Source organism: Streptomyces sp. NPDC031274 (assembly GCF_055570235.1).
Window position 1 is genome coordinate 40,438 of the sequence record NZ_JBVIHP010000019.1, and the last position, 20,378, is coordinate 60,815.

The following is a 20,378-nucleotide window of genomic DNA, read 5'->3' on the forward strand; positions in this document are numbered from 1 at the left end:
CTTGGCCATGGCGCTGCGCCGAGTCAACAGCTCAGGAGTTGTACGCGCTCTGCGCCCGCTCCAACCCCTCGATCACCAGCGCCTCGGCCGCATCCGCCGCCCGGTCCACGAAGTAGCCGAGATCCTTGCGCTCCGCCGACGAGAAGTCCTTCAGGACGAAGTCCGCCACCTGCATCCGACCCGGCGGACGCCCGATCCCGAACCGCACCCGGTGGTAGTCAGGACCCATCGCCTTCGTCATCGACTTCAGACCGTTGTGGCCGTTGTCGCCGCCGCCCAGCTTCAGCCGCAGCGTGCCGTGGTCGATGTCCAGCTCGTCGTGGACCGCGACGATGTTCGCCGTCGGCACCTTGTAGAAGTCGCGCAGCGCCGTCACGGGACCGCCCGACACGTTCATGTACGACATCGGCTTCGCCAGGACGACACGGCGGCTCGCCGGACCCGCGGGACCGATCCGGCCCTCCAGCACCTGCGCCTGCGTACGCCCGCTCCGCTTGAACGAGCCGCCGATCCGCTCCGCGAGGAGATCGGCCACCATGAAGCCCACGTTGTGCCGGTTCATGGCGTACCCAGGGCCTGGATTGCCCAGACCCACGATCAGCCAGGGCGCGCTGGGGTCCGTCGTCATCTGCATGTCTCCTTCATAGCCCAACCGCCGCCCCGCGCAGGAGCGCGGAGCGGCGGTTGGCAGAGTCGAGCTCAGCCGAAACTGGATCGAGCTCGGTCGATCGCGATCGAGGCTCAGGCCTCGGTGGCCTCGGCCTCATCCTCGGTGGCCTCGGCCTCCTCGGCCTGCGCGGCCAGAACCTGGAGAACGACGACGTCGTCCTCGACGTTCAGCGTGGTGCCGGCGGGCAGCGGGATGTCCTTGGCGAGGATGGTCGCACCGGCCTCGAGACCGGCGATGGAGACGGTGACCGAATCCGGGATGTGCGTGGCCTCGGCCTCGACGGGCAGCGCGTTGAGCACGTGCTCGAGCAGGTTGCCGCCCGGGGCGAGCTCGCCCTCGGTGTGGACGTAGATGTCGACGTTGACCTTCTCGCCCTTGCGGACGAGGAGGAGGTCGACGTGCTCGAGGATGCCGGTACGCACGGCGTCACGCTGGACGGCCTTGGGGATGACCAGCTGGCTCTTGCCCTCGATGTCCAGGTTGATCAGGACGTTCGCGGTCTTGAGGGCCATCAGGGTGCCGTGGTGCGGCAGGGCGATGTGGACCGGGTCCGCGCCGTGGCCGTAGACGACGGCGGGCAGCTTGTCGGCGCGACGCAGACGGCGGGCGGCACCCTTGCCGAACTCGCTGCGGACCTCGGCGGTGATCTTCACCTCGGGCATGTGCACTCCTCGTACAAGTGGTGACAAAACAGAGTCGGTCACCCGGCCACGACTTACTGGCCTGCTACGAAGAGCGCGTCGATAACGGACCGCCGTACTGCAATGAGTACGGCCTCCCTCGCCGAGCAACTCCGTGAGTCTACCCGGCGGGGAGGCCGCACCCCAAAGTGGATCTTTACGCCTGTTCGTCCCGCGCCTGCTCGCGCTACGCCTGCTCGTCGAAGAGGCTCGTCACCGAACCGTCCTCGAAGACCTCACGCACCGCGTTCGCGATGGTCGGCGCGATCGAGAGCACCGTGATCTTGTCGAGCTCCAGGTCGCCCGGGTCGGGCAGCGTGTCCGTGAACACGAACTCGCTCACCTTGGAGTTCTTCAGACGGTCCGCGGCCGGGCCGGACAGCACACCGTGCGTCGCCGTCACGATGACGTCCTCCGCACCGTGCGCGAACAGCGCGTCGGCGGCGGCGCAGATCGTGCCACCCGTGTCGATCATGTCGTCGACCAGGACGCAGACGCGGCCCTTCACCTCACCCACGACCTCGTGGACGGTGACCTGGTTGGCGATGTCCTTGTCGCGACGCTTGTGCACGATGGCCAGCGGGGCGCCGAGACGGTCGCACCAGCGATCGGCGACGCGGACGCGACCGGCGTCGGGGGAGACCACGGTCAGCTTGTCGCGGTCGACCTTCGCGCCCACGTAGTCCGCGAGGATCGGCAGCGCGAAGAGGTGGTCGACCGGGCCGTCGAAGAAGCCCTGGATCTGGTCCGTGTGCAGGTCGACCGTGAGGATGCGGTGCGCGCCCGCGGTCTTCATCAGGTCGGCGACCATACGGGCCGAGATCGGCTCACGGCCGCGGTGCTTCTTGTCCTGGCGCGCGTAGCCGTAGAACGGCACGATCACGGTGATGGAGCGGGCCGACGCGCGCTTCAGCGCGTCGATCATGATCAACTGCTCCATGATCCACTTGTTGATCGGAGCCGTGTGGCTCTGGATCAAGAAGCAGTCCGCGCCACGAGCCGACTCCTGGTACCGCACGTAGATCTCGCCGTTGGCGAAATCGAAAGCCTTCGTCGGCACGATGCCGACACCCAGCTTGTGTGCGACCTCCTCGGCCAACTCGGGGTGGGCGCGGCCGGAGAAGAGCATCAACTTCTTCTCGCCGGTCGTCTTGATCCCGGTCACAGCACTAGTCTCCTCAGACGAGTTCTTCCCGCTGCCGTCCCCGCACGCTCCGGAAAAAAGCATTCCGCTGCGCTGAGCCGGCCGAAATGGTGTGCATCTATCACGGTACGCCGTGTCCGACGCACCTGTTTCCGGTCAGCTTCCGCCATCCGAAATCCTGGACTCCCCGGACGCCGCCTCCGCGGCCCTCGCCGCCGGGCTCCCGGGACGCTTGCGCGCCACCCAACCCTCGATATTCCGTTGCTGGCCACGGGCCACGGCCAGCGAACCGGCCGGAACATCCTTCGTGATGACCGAACCCGCCGCCGTGTAAGCGCCGTCCCCGACAGTGACAGGAGCCACAAACATGTTGTCCGAACCGGTCTTGCAGTGCGACCCCACCGTCGTGTGGTGCTTCGCCTCGCCGTCGTAGTTCACAAAGACGCTCGCAGCGCCGATGTTGGTGAAATCACCGATCGTCGCGTCACCCACGTACGAAAGATGCGGAACCTTCGAGCCCTCACCGATCGTCGCGTTCTTCATCTCCACGTACGTGCCCGCCTTGGCCTTCACACCGAGCCGCGTGCCCGGCCGCAGATACGCGTACGGACCGACGCTCGCCTGCTCCCCGACCTCGGAGTCGTACGCGACCGTGTTGTCCACGCGCGCCCCCGCACCCACCTTGGTGTTCCGCAGGCGGGTGTTGGGCCCGACCTCGGCACCCTCACCGAGATGCGTGTCGCCCTGGAGCTGCGTCCCCGGGTGCACCAGGGCATCCTGCTCGTACGTCACCGTCGCGTCGATCCACGTCGACGCCGGATCCACGACCGTCACACCCGCCAGCATGGCCTCGGTCAGCAGGCGGTCGTTCAAGGTACGGCGGGCCTCGGCCAGTTGTACGCGGTTGTTGATCCCCGCGATCTCCTGGTGGTCACGGGCGACGGCAGCCCCCACCCGATGCCCCGCTTCACGGAGGATCCCCAGAACATCGGTCAGGTACTCCTCGCCCTGACTGTTGTCCGTACGCACCTTGCCGAGGGCCTTCGCGAGCAGCTGCCCGTCGAACGCGAAGACGCCGGAGTTGATCTCACGGATCGCGCGCTGCACCTCGGTGGCGTCCTTGTGCTCGACGATGCCGGTCACGGCACCGCTCTCGCCGTCCCGCACGATGCGGCCGTAGCCGGTCGCGTCCGGGACCTCGGCGGTCAGCACCGTCACGGCGTTGCCGTCCCCGGTGTGCGTCGCGGCCAGCTTCTGCAGGGTCGCACCGGTCAGCAGCGGGGTGTCACCACAGACGACGATGACGGTCCCGTCCACGGCGCCGCCGAGCTCGTCCAGACCGATACGGACGGCGTGACCGGTGCCCTTCTGCTCGCTCTGGTACGCGGTGCGCACGTCCGGGGCGACGGTCCCGAGATGCGCGACGACCTTCTCGCGCGCGAAGCCGACCACGGTGACGAGCCGCTCGGGGCTCAGCGCGTACGCGGCTTCGAGCACGTGCCCGATGAGGGAACGCCCGCAGATCTCATGCAGGACCTTGGGGGTGGCCGACTTCATACGGGTGCCCTCACCCGCTGCGAGGACGACGACGGCTGCCGGGCTGTTGGCGCTCACGGGGGTGCCCTTCGGCTTCGGATGTGCGGGGAGTGGACATCCGCAGGATACCGGGGCGTTGTGGGGCGGAAATGAGTGCGGGTCCTGACCTTGCGGTCAGGACCCGAACAGAAGAAGCTCCCCCGCCAGGACTTGAACCCGGACAGATGGCACCAAAAGCCACAGTGCTGCCAATTACACCACGGGGGATTAAAGCGACCTGAATCGGACATTTGGTTAGGTCGGTGTTTCGGCACCCAACACTATGCCGTACCAAGTCCCTTTCACGCGACGGCAGAGATCACCGCTTTGCCTTACGTGGATCATGAGGCACCCGTGGTACCGCCTCCTCGGCTGCCTGGCGTTCACGGTCCTGGTCGGCTCGAAGTCGGCGTACTTGCCCGTGATTTCCGTCATGCGACGACCCTCGTCCGGAATGCGGACCTCCGGCCGCGAACGGTGAGTGGTTAAACAGTTCGAGGGATTTCGGGGCGTTTCGTTTGGTCACGAACAGCGCGTGCGTTCGATCACTGAGCCGGAAACTCGCCGGAAAAGGAGGGCTTGTCGCCCGTAGGCTGGACGGCATGACCACGACGGGGGAGAAGCACACCACGGCCGTGACCGGCCCGTGGTGGTGGGAACGGCGGCGTAGTGCCGTGCTTGATGTGGGGCTCGCGCTGGCCTCGGCGGTGGAGTGCGGGGCCGAGGGGATCGCGTTCGCGGGGGATACGGGGATTCCCGCGGCGGTGGGTGTGGTGTTCGGGGTGCTCGCCGGGCTGTCACTCGTGCTGCGGCGCCGGTGGCCGATCGCCGTGGTGTTGATCGCGATCGCGATCACGCCTGCCCAGATGGGGGTCTTCCTGACCGTCGTGGGGCTGTACACGCTGGCCGCGTCCGAGTTGCCCCGGCGGATCATCGGGTCGCTCGCCGGTATGTCGCTGCTCGGGACGCTCATCGTCACGCTGGTCCGGACACGGCAGGACATGCGGAGCGGGGATCTGGGGTTCGCGGAGGGGTTCATACCGTTCATCGCGATCACCACCTCCATCGGTCTGACCGCGCCGCCGATTCTGCTCGGGCTGTATGTCGGGGCGCGGCGGCGGCTCATGGAGAGTCTGCGGGAGCGTGCCGACAGCCTGGAGCGGGAGTTGCAGCTGCTTGCCGAGCGGGCCGAGGAGCGTGCCGAGTGGGCGCGTAATGAGGAGCGGACCCGGATCGCGCGGGAGATGCATGACGTCGTCGCGCACCGGGTGAGTCTGATGGTCGTGCATGCGGCCGCCTTGCAGGCCGTGGCGAGGAAAGATCCGGAGAAGGCCGTCAAGAACGCCGCTCTGGTGGGTGACATGGGGCGGCAGGCGCTGACGGAGCTGCGCGAGATGCTGGGTGTGCTGCGCAACGGGGAGTCCAGGCCCGCGGCGGGCGGCCGGCACGGTTCGGTCTCCGATGTGCTGCCGTTGGCGGCCGTGGGGTTCGCCGCGGCGGCTGCCGCCTCGCGTGCGGTGGACGAGGACGGGCCGTGCCTGGCGGAGCTCGACGAGCTGGTGGGGCAGTCGCGTGCGGCGGGGATGGCGGTCGCGCTGTCCGTGGAGGGCGAGTCCCGTGAGTACGCGGCGGACGTGGAGCAGACCGCGTATCGGGTGGTCCAGGAGGCGTTGACCAACGTGCACAAGCACGCCGCGGGCGCCAAGACGTACGTCCGGCTCGCGCACCGGGGTGCGGAGATCGCGATGCAGGTGGAGAACGAGCCGCCGCCCGAGGCGGGCCCGGGGGACGCGCGGTTGCCCAGTGGGGGCAACGGTCTGGTGGGCATGAAGGAACGTGTCGTCGCGCTGGGCGGGGTGTTCGTGTCGGGGCCGACGGACGCGGGTGGTTTCCGGGTGTCGGCGGTCCTTCCCGCGGCTGTCGTCGTCGCTGAGGCCTGAGGCCTCAGGCCTGAGGTCTCGGGCCTGAGACCGTCCTCCGCCTTCAGCCTGCTTTCAGGCGTTCCGGGCGCGTGCCCGACGCCAGGGTGGCGAGGGCCTCGTCGATGTGGGAGCCGAGGTACCAGTCGCCGCTGTGGTCGAGGCTGTAGACGCGGCCTTCGGCGTCGATCGCCAGGAGTGCCTGGGTCTCGGTCTCCTCTCCTATGGGGCAGACCTCGGTGTCCAGGGCGCGGCCCAGGTCGCCGAGGGTGCGGGCCAGGTGGAGGCCGTACAGGGGGTCCAGGTGGACGGCGGCGGGCGCTATGTGGCGGCCGGGGCCCTGCGGGGTGATGTGCAGTCCGCCGAACTCGGCCCACGCCTCGACGGCGGCGGGGAAGACGGCGTGCCGGTGTCCGGCGGGTGAGGTGTGGCCGCGCAGGACGTCGGCCCAGATCTCGGCCTGCTTTATGTCCCAGCGTCCGGGGCGCCAGCCTGCGGCGCGCAGGGCGGCGTCGATCGGGACGGGGAAGCGGGGCGTCGCGGCGGCCGTGGTGGGGTGTGCGGGGTTCTCGGTGCGCTGTTCCGTGTGCATGGGCGGCCCTTGTCGTGGTTCGCGGCTCGGTGGCGGGAGTCAGGATTCCGTTGTCGTGGGGTCCACGATCCGTACGCCGAAGTGCGCTGTGAGGGCGGTGCAGGAGCGGCAGGGGCGGGCGAAACCGCCGTGCAGGGGGTCGCCGTCCTCGCGGATGCGACGGGTGGTGAGTTTGGCGTGTTTGAGCGCTTTGCGGGCCTCGCCGTTGGTCATCGGTTTTCGTGCCGCGCGTTTGGAGCGGCTGCCGTCGGCGGCCGTGAGGTGGCGCGAGATGAGGATGGCTTCGGCGCACCGCCCGGTGAAGCGCTCGCGCTGGCCGCTTGTGAGGGTGTCGAGGAAATCCTGTACGAGTGGGTGCAGAGCGGGAGGTTCCTCGCCGCGCCCCGCGGTACAGGTGAGCGTCGCGCCGCGTACGGAGAGCGCGGCGGCGACGGTGGGAAGTATGCCGTCGCGGCGCTGGCGCAGCGTGGGCGCGTGCGCGGACGCGCTGCTCCAGCCGACGCGGGGATCCCCCGCGTCGACGGGGTTCTCGGCGATCGCCGAGGGCGCCGTCGTGGACGCCGTGCGGCCGTCCGTACCGGTCTGAGCCGTGTGCATGGTGGTGCTTCCCTCCCCGCAACTCGCGGTGTGACCGCGTGTGCCACGCCCCCGCGTTGCGGGGACAGCCTGTCAAATGGGGCGGGTGGTGCGGAAGCTGGGGCACCGCGACACGCCCGGTTTTCGTCGCACGGTGACGGTCCGGTGGCTGCTGGTCATGGAACTGGAGGCCCGGTGACCGGTGTCGTCCTTGCGCATAGGCTGTCGACATCCGCAGACCGCGGACCGCGGAACGCAGGACGAAGTACGCACGATTCATGTACAGCGATCCGCAGAACCATTAACAGTGCCGCAGGGGGCAACCGCCATGACGACAGGTCGGCTGGGGCAGCAAGCCGCGCCGCCGAACGCGGCCTACGCCGGGCAGCTCGTGCACTTTCCGGATCCGGTCCGGGCCACGCGCCATCCCAGAGGCGTGCGCGTGGACGAGCACGGCTATCCGGACTTCTCGGCCTACGCGCGTGCGGCCGCCGAGATCGCCGAGCCCCCGGAGGGCTTCGGCGTCGACGAGCTGCGCCTGACGGACTACGTCTCCGCGAACGCGGCGATGGCCGCGGTGGATCATGACCTGTGGGACACGATTCCGCCGGTGGCGACCCCGCACGGCTGGACCTGGCACCACGTGCCGGGCGGCAGGCGCCTGGAGCTTGTCCCGGTGGAGGTGAAGGCGCTGCTTCGGCATCACGGCGGGCTCGCCACGACGCCGGTCGACCAGGACAAGAGGGGCACGCGCCCGCTCCAGGAGACCCGCCCCGCGCATCTCGCGCTGCCGAAGTCGGCGGTCGCGGTGACCGAGCAGGAGGTCCTCGGCGCCGAGGAGGAGCTTGGCTACCGGCTGCCCGGCGCCTACCGTTCTTTCCTGAAGGCGGCGGGCGGTTGTGCGCCCGTGGGTACGGCGCTCGACGCGGAGCTCGGTCTCCTGATCGACCAGCCGTTCTTCACGGTGCGGGACGAGGCCGCGGTCAACGATCTGGTGTACGTGAACAAATGCCTGCGCGACCATCTCACCAAGGATTACCTGGGAGTTGGGTTCGTGCAGGGCGGCATTCTCGCCGTGAAGGTCAAGGGCGACCGGATCGGGTCGGTGTGGTTCTGCGCGTACGACGACGCGCGGGACGTCTCGGAAGCGGCATCCTGGGCGCCCGCCGAGCGGGTGCAGCGGCTGCTGCTGCCGTGCGGTGACGACTTCGACGCGTTCTTGTCCCGGCTCGCGGGTAACCCGCCGGAGTTGGAGACCGTGGCGAACCTGATGGTGGACGGTGGCTTCGCGCGCGCCGTCCCGGTGGGGGAGTGACTTGTCGATGGTGACCTTCGCGCAGGCGCAGGAGCGCGCCGAGGAGTGGATCAACGCCGATGTGCCCGGCTACCAGCATCGCGAGGTGCGGGTGCGGGAGTTCGAGCTCGGCTTCGTCGTATGGGCGGAGGACCGTGAGAACGGTCCGGTGTCCGACGGCGGCCGCCAGCGGCTCGTCATCGCGCGGGACAGCGGTGAGGCCACGCTCTGGCCGGGTCTGCCGGTCGGTGAGGTGATCCGCCGGTACGAAGAGGAGTACGGCGCCCCGGACGTGGCGCCGGAGGATGCGGCTCCGGCCCCGCCCGAGCGGGTCGACCTGAATCAGACGTCGTTCCTGTTGAGCCCTCCCGAGTGGCTCCAGGAGGCGGCGGACAAGCTGGGCATTCCGGATCGCAGGGCGGATTCGACGCGGGGGGCGGCTTCTTCGGACGCGTCGACGCCGGGTGCACCTGCGGCACCTTCCGCGCCCGCGACGCCTGCCGCACCCGCCGCACCCGTGGCTCCCGCCGCCTCCGCCGCTCCCGAAGCGCCCGGTGGAGGTACGCCGTGGCCCGCGGCCGGGGGGTCGAGCGCACCCGCGGGGGCCACCCCGTGGGCCGGTACGGACACCAACGCGGACAACGGCGACGACCGTTCGGTACCGGCGCCCGCGACGGTGTTCGCGCCGCCGCTGGTCGGCGGCGACGATGACGACACCCCGCCGCCCGGTGTGGCGCCGGAGGCCAAGACCGCGCTCATGCAGCGCGGCAGCGGCCTTCCGTCGACGACGGTGGCACCCGCGTACGACGGGTCGAGCACGCCGCCGCCCCCGGGCGCCGGTGTTCCCGGCCCGGCCGCGTACGGCTATCCGCAGGGCCCCGGCGCGCAGCCCCCGGCGGCTCCGGGGCCGAACCTGCCCCCGCCGCCCGCCGGTTCCGCGGTGAACCTGCCGCCGCCTCCTGGTGTGAGCGTCCCGGATCCGGCCGCGTACGGCTACCCGCAGGGCCCCGGTTCCGGTCCCGGTACCGGCCCCGCCGCCGCTCAGCCTCAGCGCCCCGTGCCCCCTGGCGCGAGCGACATCGCCGACGCCGCGACCAGCAAGGCGCAGTCGCCGCCGCGTGGTGCCCGTGGCGGCGGCGCGGGTACACCGCCGCCTCCCAGCGCCCCGGGGGCTCCCGGTGTGCGTCCGGGGAGTACGCCTCCGCCGTCGGGGCCCGGTGCTCCGGGCACCCCGGCCGGGGGTTACGTCCCGACGCAGCTCGTCTCGTCGCTCGGCCCCGACGGACCTCAGCCGCCCGCGTCTCCGGACGCGCCGCAGCCTCCCGGCACCCCGCCTCCGCCTCCCGGCGGCGGTGTCCACCACGCCGCGACGATGCTGGCCGACCCGAGCCTGGGCGGCCTCGGCGGCATCAAGCCGCCGGGCGCTCCCGGCGCTAACGGTGCTCCCGGCGCTCCGCAGCCCCCCGGCCCGCCCGGTGTTCCCGGCGCGCCCCAGCCTCCCGGCCCGCCCGGCGCTCCGGGTACGCCTCCCGGCGGCGTGCACCACGCCGCGACGATGCTGGCCGACCCGAGCCTCGGCGGCCCCGGTGGCATCAAGCCGCCGGGCGCTCCAGGTGCTCCCGGCGCCCCGCAGCCTCCCGGCCCGCCCGGCGCCCCTGGTGCTCCCGGCGCGCCCCAGCCCCCCGGCGCACCCGGCACCCCCGGTACCGCCGGCGGTGGCGTCCACCACGCCGCGACGATGCTGGCCGGACCCGCGGTCGGCGGCCCCGGCGCGCCCATGCCGCCGCAGGGTCCCGGCGCCCCGGGTGCCCCGGGCATGCCGCCGCCCGCACCGGGCCGGCCCTACGGCTACCCGCAGCCGCCCACAGGGCAGCCGACTGTCGGCCCCGGCTACCAGGCCGTGCTGCGCTACCGCGCGCAGGACGGCTCCGAGCAGCAGCTCATCCGCCGCTCGGCGCCCGGAACGCCGCACCCGGAGTGGCAGATCCTGCACGAGCTGCGCGGCATGAGCGTGCCGCCGCAGCAGGTGCTCGAACTCCACACGGAGCTGGAGTCCTGCGAGCTGCCCGGCGCGTACTGCGCCCGCATGATCCGTGAGACCTGGCCGCAGGCGCGGATCACGAGCATCGCCCCGTACGGCAGGGACCACGCGTCCCGGCAGGGCGGCATGCAGCAGCTCATCGCGCACCAGGGCGAGCTGCACCAGGTCGCGGACGGTCCCGCGCGCCCCGCTCCGGTACGCGCGCCGCTGCCGCAGGTGCAGCCCGCGCCGCCGATCCCGCCGGAGGGCGTGGCGCAGGAACTGGCGGGCGCGTTCGGGCCCGGCATCTTCCGCTTCGACCAGCGGGCGGTCTCCCGGCAGGGCGTGCCCGACCTCGTGGCGCACACGCTCGTCGTGGCGGGTCTGCCCGTCGACTTCGGGCCGTTCTTCTGGGCGCAGGCCCAGCCGGGACGCCCGGTGCCGACCCTCGCCGAGACCGCGCAGGAGCGCGGGGTGCAGGCGGCGTCGGACGCGGGCTCGTACCTCGTCATGGGCAGTGACTTCGGCCGCGCGATCTGCGTCCAGTACGGCACGGCGAACATTGTCGCCGTCCCCGTGGAGGCAGGTCCCGGCGGTGCTCCGGTGCCGCCGCAGTTCGTGAACACGGGTCTGCCCGAGTTCGCGCGCTGCCTGGCGCTGCTCGGCCGCATGTGGCGGCTGCGCTTCGGGCTCAACCAGGAGCAGGCGGGCCGCTGGACCGTCGACTTCCAGGGCCAGCTGGCGGCGCTCGACCCGGCGGCGCTCGCGTCGCCGGAGAGCTGGTGGTCGGTGCTGCTGGAGCAGATGTGGGACGGCCTGCTCTGATCGGCCCCGGCGGGGGTGACGTACGCGTCGCGAGGCGCTCGGCCCTGTGGGGGCCGGGCGCCTCGTCCGTTTTTCGACGTGGATCAGGAGCCGGGGCGTGACGATGGGACGACCCGATTGATCCGATTCCGACTTCTGGCTGCAAATGGCGCATCCTTGAGCGGATGAGATGCGCGGAGTGTCGCGGTATGAGCACTTCGGCTTGATCCATCAAGATGTGCGCCAATCGCGCGGTACGCGCGTGGTGCGTCGGAGGAGGGATTCAAGGATGAGCAGCGGTGCAACGGCCTCGGAGCACGGTTTCGTCGCCGTGCGCGGGCGTGGCTACCGTCCCGAGCAGGTGGACGCGTACGCCCTCGATCTGTCCCAGGACCGCGACGGCGCGTGGGAGCGTGCCGCCCGCCTCACCGTCCTCGCCAAGGAGATGGAGGCGGAGGCGGAGCGGCTGCGGGACGTGGTGTCGCGGCTCGCGCCTCAGACGTACGAGACGTTGAGTGAGCGCGCGCGGAACATCCTCGCCCTGGGTGAGGAGGAGGCCGCTGCCGTACGGGCGACGGCCGAGGCCGATGTGCGGCGCGTGACGGAGGCGGCCGAGGCGGAGGCGCGGGAGGTTCGTGAGGCCGCTCGTGCGTACGCCGACGAGGTGCTCGGCGAGGCGGACGAGCGGGCCAGGCAGCGGCTGCTCGCCTGCCGGGCAGCCGCGGACGAGTCGCGGATCGCGGCCCGCCGTGACGTGAAGGAGTGGCGGGGCGAGGCCCTTGCCGCGCTGCGGGAGACGCGGGAGCGCGGTGCCGCGCTCCTGGAGGAGCAGGAGAAGGAGCACGCCGAGCGCTGGGCGGCCGCCGAGGCGGAGATCGCCGCGCGGGAGGCGGAGGTGGACGCCTGGGAGGCCGCGCGCGTGGCCGCCGCGGAGGCCCGCCTCTCCGAGGCGAGGCGGGCCTCGGTCGAGGCGGAGGAGGCAGCCCGGCACGGGCAGGAGGACGCGGAGGCGCGGGGCGCCGAGCTGCTTGCCGCGGCGCGTGCGCGGGATGAGGGCATCGCCCGGGAGACCGAGCGGATGCTGCGGGAGCACGGGGAGGAGTGGGACGAGGTGCGGGGGCACATGGAGCATGTGCGCAGCAGCCTCGCCGCGCTGACCGGGCGGGCGGCTGCCGAGGGTGCCCCCTAGGGAGGGGCCTGGGGAGGGGCCTGGGAAGGGGCGCTGCCCTACCTCCTCGTCACCCCCGCCAGGATCCAGCCCTCCACCGCCTCGTACCGCCTGCGCTGTTCCTCCGACTCCCGCGGGCCCGAGGACACCGTGCCGAGCCAGCCCAGGAAGAAGCCGAGGGGGATGGACGCGAGGCCTGTGGTGGTGAAGGGGAACCAGTTGAAGTCGTGGTTCGGGAACGCTGAAGTAGGGGCGCCCGAGACCAGGTTGGTGCCCGTCATGAGGATGACGGAGCCGAGGGTGCCGCCGATCAGGGTCCACAGGAGGCCCCTGCGGGTGTAGCGGCGCCAGAAGAGGCTGTAGACGAGCGCCGGGGCGAGTGCCGACGCTCCCAGGCAGAAGGAGAGCGTGACCAGCGGCTGCAGATTGTGGTGCTGCACCATGACCGCGAGGACGATCGCCAGGCCTCCTATGGCGAGCGCCGATACGCGGGCCAGTGCCATCTCGCGGCGCGGGGTGATCTCCCTGCGCTGATGCGCGAAGACGTCGTGCGCGAGGGAGTTGGCGCAGGCCAGGATCATTCCGGCGACCGAGGCGAGCAGGGTCAGGAAGATCGCTGTGGTGACCGTCGTGAAGATGAGGGTCTCCGCCGTCGACGCGTTCGCGCCGAACACCGCCCTCGATCCCAGCAGGTACGCCGTGTTGCCCTGTGGGTCCGCCTGCGCGATCGCCGCCCGTCCGACCATCGCCGTCGCGCCGAAGCCGACGATCGCGATGACGAGGACGAAGAGCGCCACCGACGACACCGCCCAGGACATCGAGCGGCGCACCTCGCGCGCGCTGCGCGCCGTGTACATCCGCATCGTGACGTGCGGCAGGCAGGCGCCGCCCAGTACCACCGTCAGTTCCGAACTGATCATGTCCAGGCGGGGGTTGGGGCCGCCCTGGAACTGCAGTCCGGACCGGAGGAAGGCCGGACCGGCCCCGCTGCCCTTCTCCGCGGCGGCGAGGAGCGCGCCCGGGTCCCAGTCGAAGCGGTGCAGGATCAGGGCGGCGATGACCACTCCGGAGCCGAGCAGCATCACGATCTTCAGGATCTGGATGAGGGCGGTGCCCTTCATGCCGCCGATCGCCGCGTAGCTGATCATGAGTGCGCCGAGTGCGACGACGCAGCCCGTCTTCACTCCTTCGCCGGAGAAACCGAGGATGAAGGAGAGCAGGTCGCCCGCGCCCGCGAGCTGCACCAGCATGAGCGGGATCAGCGCGGCGAGCGTCGCCGCGCACGCCGTGATCCGTACGGCGCGGCCGGGCATCCGGCGGGCCAGTACGTCGCCCATGGTGAACTGGCCCGCGTTGCGCAGGGGTTCGGCCAGCAGGAACATCAGGAGCATCAGGGACAGGGCCGTACTCAGGGCCAGGACGACCCCGTCGTACCCGAGGAGCGCGATGATTCCGCCCGTGCCGAGCACGGTCGCCGCCGAGATGTAGTCGCCCGCGATGGCCAGGCCGTTGCGCATCGGTGAGAGGGCGCCGTAGCCGGTGTAGAACTCGCCGAGGTTGTCGCGGTCGGGGCCCGTCATCACGCACAGGAGCAGCGTGAGGGTGACGACGGCGGTGAACGCCACCAGGGACATGGCCTGTGCCGAGTCGGTGGCGAGTGTGACGGCGGGGCTCGTCCGCGTGCTGCCCGGGATCACCTGTTGGCCTCCAACTCCGCCAGTTTGCGCAGCCGTTCGGCCATCGGGTCGACCCGGAGGCGGGCCGTGAACTCGTACAGCGCTATCGCGATCAGGGCGACCGGGACCTGGCACAGGCCGAGCAGCAGGCCGGTGGAGAGTCCGCCGGTGACCGTGTCCGTCATCAGGGACGGGGCGAAGGCGGAGAGCATCAGGAAGAGCGTGAAGTAGCCGAGCGCGGCGAGGGCGGCGACGCGGCGCTGCCAGCGGTAGGCGCTGCGCAGGTGGCGCAGGTCGCTGTGGCGGCCGAGTGCGGGGTGGCGGGGGAGCTTGGGGCGTGGCGGGGGCGGTGCGGGGGTGACGGGTTGCCAGGGGTAGGTGGGATAGGAGGGGGGCGAGTCGTACGGGGGGAGGTGGGGTTGGTAGGCGTGGTGGGGGTGCCGGGGTTGTGGGGGGTCGTGGGGTTGTTGGAAGTGGCTCGGTTGTTGGTGGTGGCCGGGCTGTTGGAAGGGGCCCGGCTGTTGAAGGTGGTGCGGTTGCTGAGAGTGGTGCGGGTGCGGTTGTTGGGGGTCGCGTGGGTGTGGGGACTGGTGAGGCTGGGGCATCCCGGTTCTCCTTGCGCGGCGTCGGTCCGGTGCGGGACTGCAGGGAGCGAGAGGTGAGGATCGAGCACGTTACTCGTAAGTAGTAGAGCCGCGAAGGGTTTTGCACATACTGCGTGGTCGGTCTATTCGGACGGCCTGTTCACGGGGCGCCCGAGCGAGGTCGGCCCGGTGTTCTCCCTGTCCTCCAGGGGGTTGTCCATGGCCTTCTCCGGGGCTCTGGCCTCCCCGTTCTCCGGGGCGCCCGCTTCCCCGCCCTCCGGGCCCGGCGCCCCGATCACCGGAAACCGCCGAGGCGCCAGGAACGCCAGTACGAGGAGCGCGAGCACCGCCGCGCACCCCGCCCCCACGTACACCGTGTCGACCGCCGAGTCGACCGCCCGGCGCAGCCGCTCCGGGTCGGCGACCGAGGCCGGGTTCTCCAGAGCGTGGGCCACCGAGTCGAGGGAGCCCGCCCCGCCGAGCCGCGAGGTGAGGACTCCGTTGGCGACCGCGCCGAAGAGCGCGGCGCCCAGGGTCTGGCCTATCTGGCGGCAGAAGAGGATGGACGCGGTGGCCGTGCCGCGCTCGGACCAGCCGACGGTGGACTGCACCCCGACGATCAGCGGCAGTTGGAAGAGCCCGAGTGCCGCGCCGAGAAGCAGCATGATCAGGGCCGGCTGCCAGGCCTGCCCCGGGTAGGGCAGGAGGGGGAACGCGAAGAGGAAGAGGGCGGCCCCGCCGATGCCGATGAGCGCCGTGTCGCGGAAGCCGAGCCTGCGGTAGACGTGCTGGCTCAGGGCGGCGGAGACCGGCCAGCTCAGCGTCATGACGGAGAGCACGAACCCGGCGGCGATCGGCGCCAGGCCGAGCACGGACTGGGCGTACGTCGGCAGGAAGACCGTCGGCGCCACCATCAGGAGGCCGAGCGCGCCGAGGGCGAGATTGACCGCCGCGATGGTGCGCCTGCGCCAGACCCAGCCGGGGATGATCGGCTCCGCCGCGCGCCGCTCGATGACCACGACGGCTCCGGCGAGCAGCAGGCCGCCCGCGAACAGCGCGAGCGACCGCGGGGACAGCCAGCCCCACGCCACGCCGCCCTGTACGAGCGCGGTGAGCAGGATGCCGCCGCAGGCGAAGACGGTGAGCGCGCCCGCCCAGTCGACGCGCCCCCGGGTGACCGCCGCGCGCTCCGGCTCGTGCAGGTGGCGCACGATCAGCCAGAGGGCCACGGCGCCGATGGGCAGGTTGATCAGGAAGATCCAGCGCCAGTCGGCGTACGCGGCGATCAGACCGCCCAGCGCCGGGCCCGCGATCGACGAAGTGGCCCACACGGTGGACAACTTGGCCTGGATCTTGGGGCGTTCCTTGAGCGGATAGAGGTCGGCGGCGAGCGTCTGCACCGTCCCCTGGAGCGCGCCGCCGCCCAGGCCCTGGACGACGCGGAAGGCGATGAGCGCACCCATGTTCCAGGCCACCGCGCACAGGGCCGAGCCGAGCAGGAAGAGGATGCTGCCCGCGATGAGCACGGGCTTGCGGCCGAAGGTGTCGGAGAGCTTGCCGTAGATGGGCAGGGTGACGGTGACGGCGAGCAGATAGCCGGAGAAGAGCCAGGAGAAGACGGAGAAGCCGCCGAGGTCGCCGACGATCTGCGGGATGGCGGTCGAGACGATCGTGGAGTCCAGGGCGGCGAGCGCCATGGCGAGCATGAGGGCGGCGACGGGTCCGCGGCGCCGCCGGTCGTCCGAACCCGAGGGTGTGCCGTCCGCGTCCACCGAGATTCCTTCCCCCTGCATCTATTTACTCCGGGCCACCTTCTCACCCGGTGTACATCCGGGGCAGGGGTGGAGAACATCTCGGCAGGTGGGCCGGTGTCCCGTCCGCAAGAGGGTGGAGCAACCCCGAGAACGGCTCCACCGGCAGGTGGAGTTCCCCTAAGGGATCCTCCGTACTACGGACCGGGGGCCGTTCGTGCTGCCGGAGGACGAGAAGGCCCCGCCCGCTTCTTAGATTGGCTTTATGCCGACGGGGGCGGGCCGCGGAAGGCCTCGGTTCGGACAAGCCACACCTTCGGGGGTGGGGTTTTCCCCAGCAGAAGACTGCGCTGAGCACCAGCGCGCAGGACCCGTCGGACGACCAGACTCTTTATGCGTGGCGAACACGCCTGACTCAACGCGTAACCGACTTAGGAGACTTACCGTGACATCGGCTGTAACCATTCCCAGGCACGGGGGCACTGGAGGGCGTACGGCCGTGGCGGCACGGGCGCGCCAGGTCGTGAAGGCGTACGGGTCCGGGGAGACCCGGGTGGTGGCGCTCGACGAGATCGATGTGGACATCGCCCGCGGGCAGTTCACCGCGATCATGGGTCCCTCCGGCTCCGGCAAGTCGACCCTGATGCACTGCCTCGCGGGCCTCGACACCGTCTCCTCCGGGCAGATCTACCTCGACGAGACCGAGATCACCGGCCTGAAGGACAAGAAGCTCACGCAGCTGCGCCGGGACCGGATCGGCTTCATCTTCCAGGCGTTCAACCTCCTGCCGACGCTCAACGCCATCGAGAACATCACGCTCCCGATGGACATCGCGGGCCGTAAGCCCGATCGCGGCTGGCTCGACCAGGTCGTGGAGACCGTCGGTCTCGCGGGCCGCCTCAAGCACCGTCCGACCGAGCTCTCCGGCGGCCAGCAGCAGCGCGTCGCCGTGGCCCGCGCGCTCGCCGCCCGCCCCGAGATCATCTTCGGCGACGAGCCGACCGGGAACCTCGACTCCCGTGCGGGGGCCGAGGTGTTGGGCTTCCTGCGCAAGTCGGTGACCGAGCTGGGCCAGACCATCGTGATGGTCACGCACGACCCGGTGGCGGCCTCCTACGCGGACCGCGTCCTCTACCTCGCGGACGGCCGCATCGTCGACGAGATGTACGCGCCGACCGCCGAGTCCGTCCTCGACCGCATGAAGGACTTCGACGCGCGGGGGCGTACGTCATGACCGTCCTCAAGACCTCGATGCGCAACTTCTTCGCGCACAAGGGCCGCATGGCGCTCTCCGCCGTGGCCGTGATCCTGTCGGTGGCGTTCGTCTGCGGCACACTCGTCTTCTCCGACACGATGAACACGACGTTCGACAAGCTCTTCGCGGCGACGTCCGCCGACGTCACCGTCTCCTCCAAGTCCGCCACGAACCCCGGCGACAGCCCCGACACGGGCAAGCCCGAGTCGATACCCGCGTCGATCGTCGAACGGGCGAAGAAGGCGGACGGCGCCAAGTCCGCCGAGGGCGCGGTCAGCAGCGAGAGCGTCACCGTCGTCAACTCCGACAACGAGAACGTCGGCCCGACCAGCGGCGGCCCGACCATCGCCGGCAACTGGACGCACAACGACCTGCGTTCGATGGAGATCACCTCCGGGCACCGCCCGCGCGGCCCCACCGACGTGATGATCGACGCCGACACCGCCGACAAGCACCACCTCAAGATCGGTGACGAGCTGCGCACCATCGCCGTCACCGGCGACCACACCGCCGAGATCTCCGGCATCGCCACCTTCAAGGTCACCAACCCCGGTGCCGCGATCGTCTACTTCGACACCGCCACCGCACAGCGCGAACTCCTCGGCGCCACCGGCCGGTTCACGCACGTCAATGTCACCGCCGAGACCGGCGTCAGCGACACGGTGCTCAAGCGGAACGTCGGCGGGGCCATGGGCGCGGACGCCGCCACCTACCAGGTCAAGACGCAGAAGGAGACCTCGGCCGACAACCGCGAGAGTGTCGGCAGCTTCCTGGACGTCATGAAGTACGCGATGCTCGGCTTCGCCGGAATCGCCTTCCTCGTCGGCATCTTCCTCATCATCAACACCTTCTCGATGCTGGTCGCCCAGCGCACCCGCGAGATCGGCCTGATGCGCGCCATCGGATCGAGCCGCAAGCAGGTCAACCGCTCCGTGCTCGTCGAGGCGCTGCTGCTCGGCGTCTTCGGCTCCCTCCTCGGTGTCGGCGCGGGCGTCGGACTCGCCGTCGGCCTGATGCAGCTCATGTCCGGCATGGGCATGGAGCTGTCCACCCAGGACCTCACCGTCAAGTGGACGACTCCCGTGGTGGGCATGGTCCTCGGGATCGTCGTCACCGTCCTGGCCGCCTACCTCCCCGCCCGGCGTGCCGCCAAGGTCTCCCCGATGGCCGCCCTGCGCGACGCCGGGACACCGGCCGACGGCAAGGCGAGCGCCCTGCGCGCGGTCATCGGCCTGATCCTCACCGGCGCGGGCGGCTTCGGCCTCTACACCGCATCGCAGGCGGACAAGGCGAGCGACGGATCGCTCTTCCTCGGCGGCGGCGTGGTCCTCACGCTCATCGGGTTCGTCGTCATCGGCCCGGTCCTCGCCAACGGTGTCGTCCGCGCCATCAGCGTCGTACTGCTCCGGATGTTCGGCCCCGTCGGGCGGATGGCCGAGCGCAACGCCCTGCGCAACCCGCGCCGCACCGGCGCCACCGGCGCGGCCCTGATGATCGGCCTCGCCCTGGTCGCCTGCCTCTCGGTGGTCGGCTCCTCGATGGTCGCCTCCGCCACGGACGAGCTCGACAAGTCGGTCGGCGCGGACTTCATCATCCAGCCGAACAACAACCAGCAGATCACCCCGAAGGCCGCGCGGGCCCTGGAGAAGGCCGACCACATCGCCCACGTCACCCAGTACAAGGACATCAAGGCGGACCTGACGGCTTCGAACGGCAAGACCGCGAAGGGGGTCGGCCTGAGCGCCGCCGACGCGACGTACGCACAGGACGTGCGCAGCGAGACCGTCGCAGGGAAGCTCACCGACGCCTACAAGCCGGACTCCATGTCGGTCGGCGAGGACTTCGCCAAGGACCACGGCATCACCGTCGGCGACAAGGTGAAGCTCGCCTTCGACCGCGGCAGGACGGGCGAGCTGACGGTCCGGGCCATCACGTCGAGCGACGCCACGATCGACGGTGGCGCGATGTACGTGAACCTCACGACCGCCGAGAAGTACGTGCCCGCCGACCGCATGCCGCCGAACGAGATCATGTTCGCCAAGGCGGAGAAGGGCCAGCAGGACGCGGCGTACAAGTCGCTGAAGGCCGCAATGGCCGACTACCCGCAGTACAAGGTCATGGACCAGACCGACTTCAAGCAGACCCTGAAGGACCAGGTCGGCCAGATGCTGAACATGGTCTACGGCCTGCTCGGCCTGGCGATCATCGTCGCCATCCTGGGCGTCGTGAACACCCTCGCCCTCTCGGTGGTCGAGCGCACCCGCGAGATCGGCCTGATGCGGGCGATCGGCCTCTCGCGCCGCCAGCTGCGCCGCATGATCCGCATGGAGTCGGTGGTCATCGCCCTCTTCGGCGCGCTGCTCGGCCTCGGGCTCGGCATGGGCTGGGGAGCGACGGCCCAGAAGCTGCTCGCCCTGGAGGGCCTGAAGGTCCTGGAGATCCCCTGGCCGACGATCATCACCGTCTTCATCGGCTCGGCCTTCGTGGGCCTGTTCGCGGCGCTGGTGCCCGCCTTCCGGGCGGGCCGGATGAACGTCCTCAACGCCATCGCGACCGAATAGCTCCCGCTACGGGGGTGCGGGAGGTCGGGCCCGGGGGGGGGGGGGGGGGGGGGGAGGGGGGGGGAGGGGAAGGTAGAGCGCCCGCGCGCAGGTGCGGCGCGGTACGAGT

15 protein-coding genes and 1 tRNA gene are annotated in these 20,378 nt (G+C 70.8%); 6 read left to right on the top strand and 10 right to left on the bottom strand.

The genetic code is table 11. From position 1 onward, the window contains the following. Positions 1-31: 31 nt before the first annotated feature. The 5 genes from pth to ACZ5CR_RS28045 form a co-directional block, all read right to left on the bottom strand. Positions 32-634, bottom strand: a complete 603-nt coding sequence (pth, locus tag ACZ5CR_RS28025; RefSeq protein WP_468862261.1) for an aminoacyl-tRNA hydrolase — start codon at positions 632-634, stop codon at positions 32-34. 107 nt (positions 635-741) lie between these two features. Beyond that, complete coding sequence (locus ACZ5CR_RS28030) at positions 742-1,332, bottom strand: 50S ribosomal protein L25/general stress protein Ctc (RefSeq protein WP_468862263.1); 591 nt, start codon at positions 1,330-1,332, stop codon at positions 742-744. Between the two features lie 205 nt (positions 1,333-1,537). Next, positions 1,538-2,515 carry a ribose-phosphate diphosphokinase gene (locus ACZ5CR_RS28035; protein WP_468862266.1) on the bottom strand — a complete coding sequence of 326 codons (978 nt, stop codon included), beginning with the start codon at positions 2,513-2,515 and terminating at the stop codon, positions 1,538-1,540. Between the two features lie 135 nt (positions 2,516-2,650). Next, a complete protein-coding gene (gene glmU, locus ACZ5CR_RS28040) occupies positions 2,651-4,108 on the bottom strand; it encodes a bifunctional UDP-N-acetylglucosamine diphosphorylase/glucosamine-1-phosphate N-acetyltransferase GlmU (RefSeq protein ID WP_468862268.1) in 1,458 nt (485 codons plus the stop codon). Positions 4,109-4,225: 117 nt separating this feature from the next. Next, a tRNA-Gln gene (locus tag ACZ5CR_RS28045) sits at positions 4,226-4,297 on the bottom strand. 374 nt (positions 4,298-4,671) lie between these two features. Here ACZ5CR_RS28045 and ACZ5CR_RS28050 point away from each other — a divergent pair. Next, positions 4,672-6,009, top strand: coding sequence for a sensor histidine kinase (locus ACZ5CR_RS28050; RefSeq protein WP_468862270.1), 1,338 nt, complete (start codon positions 4,672-4,674; stop codon positions 6,007-6,009). Positions 6,010-6,052: 43 nt separating this feature from the next. Here ACZ5CR_RS28050 and ACZ5CR_RS28055 read toward each other — a convergent pair whose 3' ends face one another. Together ACZ5CR_RS28055 and ACZ5CR_RS28060 are read right to left on the bottom strand one after the other, a co-directional pair. Further along, positions 6,053-6,580, bottom strand: a complete 528-nt coding sequence (locus ACZ5CR_RS28055; RefSeq protein ID WP_468862273.1) for an SUKH-3 domain-containing protein — start codon at positions 6,578-6,580, stop codon at positions 6,053-6,055. Between the two features lie 39 nt (positions 6,581-6,619). After that, positions 6,620-7,177: a YwqJ-related putative deaminase gene (locus tag ACZ5CR_RS28060; RefSeq protein ID WP_468862274.1), complete on the bottom strand. Its 558-nt coding sequence runs from the start codon at positions 7,175-7,177 to the stop codon at positions 6,620-6,622. Positions 7,178-7,484: 307 nt separating this feature from the next. Here ACZ5CR_RS28060 and ACZ5CR_RS28065 point away from each other — a divergent pair, with 307 nt between their 5' ends. The 3 genes from ACZ5CR_RS28065 (at position 7,485) to ACZ5CR_RS28075 (ending at position 12,463) form a co-directional block, all read left to right on the top strand. Next, complete coding sequence (locus ACZ5CR_RS28065; RefSeq protein WP_468862276.1) at positions 7,485-8,471, top strand: HNH endonuclease; 987 nt, start codon at positions 7,485-7,487, stop codon at positions 8,469-8,471. A 7-nt stretch (positions 8,472-8,478) separates the two neighbouring features. Beyond that, on the top strand, positions 8,479-11,295 hold the full coding sequence (locus ACZ5CR_RS28070; RefSeq protein ID WP_468862277.1) for an SUKH-4 family immunity protein: 2,817 nt from the start codon (positions 8,479-8,481) through the stop codon (positions 11,293-11,295). A gap of 268 nt (positions 11,296-11,563) precedes the next feature. Next, positions 11,564-12,463, top strand: a complete 900-nt coding sequence (locus ACZ5CR_RS28075) for a cellulose-binding protein (protein ID WP_468862279.1) — start codon at positions 11,564-11,566, stop codon at positions 12,461-12,463. Positions 12,464-12,501: 38 nt separating this feature from the next. On the opposite strand, the gene ACZ5CR_RS28080 is transcribed toward ACZ5CR_RS28075, so the two are convergent. From ACZ5CR_RS28080 to ACZ5CR_RS28090, 3 genes are all read right to left on the bottom strand, one after another. After that, positions 12,502-14,076 carry a sodium/solute symporter gene (locus ACZ5CR_RS28080; RefSeq protein ID WP_468862527.1) on the bottom strand — a complete coding sequence of 525 codons (1,575 nt, stop codon included), beginning with the start codon at positions 14,074-14,076 and terminating at the stop codon, positions 12,502-12,504. Between the two features lie 59 nt (positions 14,077-14,135). Then, positions 14,136-14,723, bottom strand: coding sequence for a DUF485 domain-containing protein (locus tag ACZ5CR_RS28085; RefSeq protein WP_468862281.1), 588 nt, complete (start codon positions 14,721-14,723; stop codon positions 14,136-14,138). Between the two features lie 122 nt (positions 14,724-14,845). Then, positions 14,846-16,495 (bottom strand): MFS transporter, encoded by a 1,650-nt coding sequence (locus ACZ5CR_RS28090; RefSeq protein ID WP_468862283.1) that lies wholly within the window; start codon positions 16,493-16,495, stop codon positions 14,846-14,848. A gap of 403 nt (positions 16,496-16,898) precedes the next feature. On the opposite strand from ACZ5CR_RS28090, the gene ACZ5CR_RS28095 reads away from it, so the two are divergent. Together ACZ5CR_RS28095 and ACZ5CR_RS28100 are read left to right on the top strand one after the other, a co-directional pair. Beyond that, positions 16,899-17,687 (top strand): ABC transporter ATP-binding protein, encoded by a 789-nt coding sequence (locus ACZ5CR_RS28095; protein ID WP_468862285.1) that lies wholly within the window; start codon positions 16,899-16,901, stop codon positions 17,685-17,687. After that, entirely contained in the window at positions 17,684-20,269 is a 2,586-nt protein-coding gene (locus ACZ5CR_RS28100) for an ABC transporter permease (protein ID WP_468862288.1), read from the top strand. The genes ACZ5CR_RS28095 and ACZ5CR_RS28100 overlap by 4 nt, the downstream gene beginning before the upstream one ends. Positions 20,270-20,378: the final 109 nt, after the last annotated feature.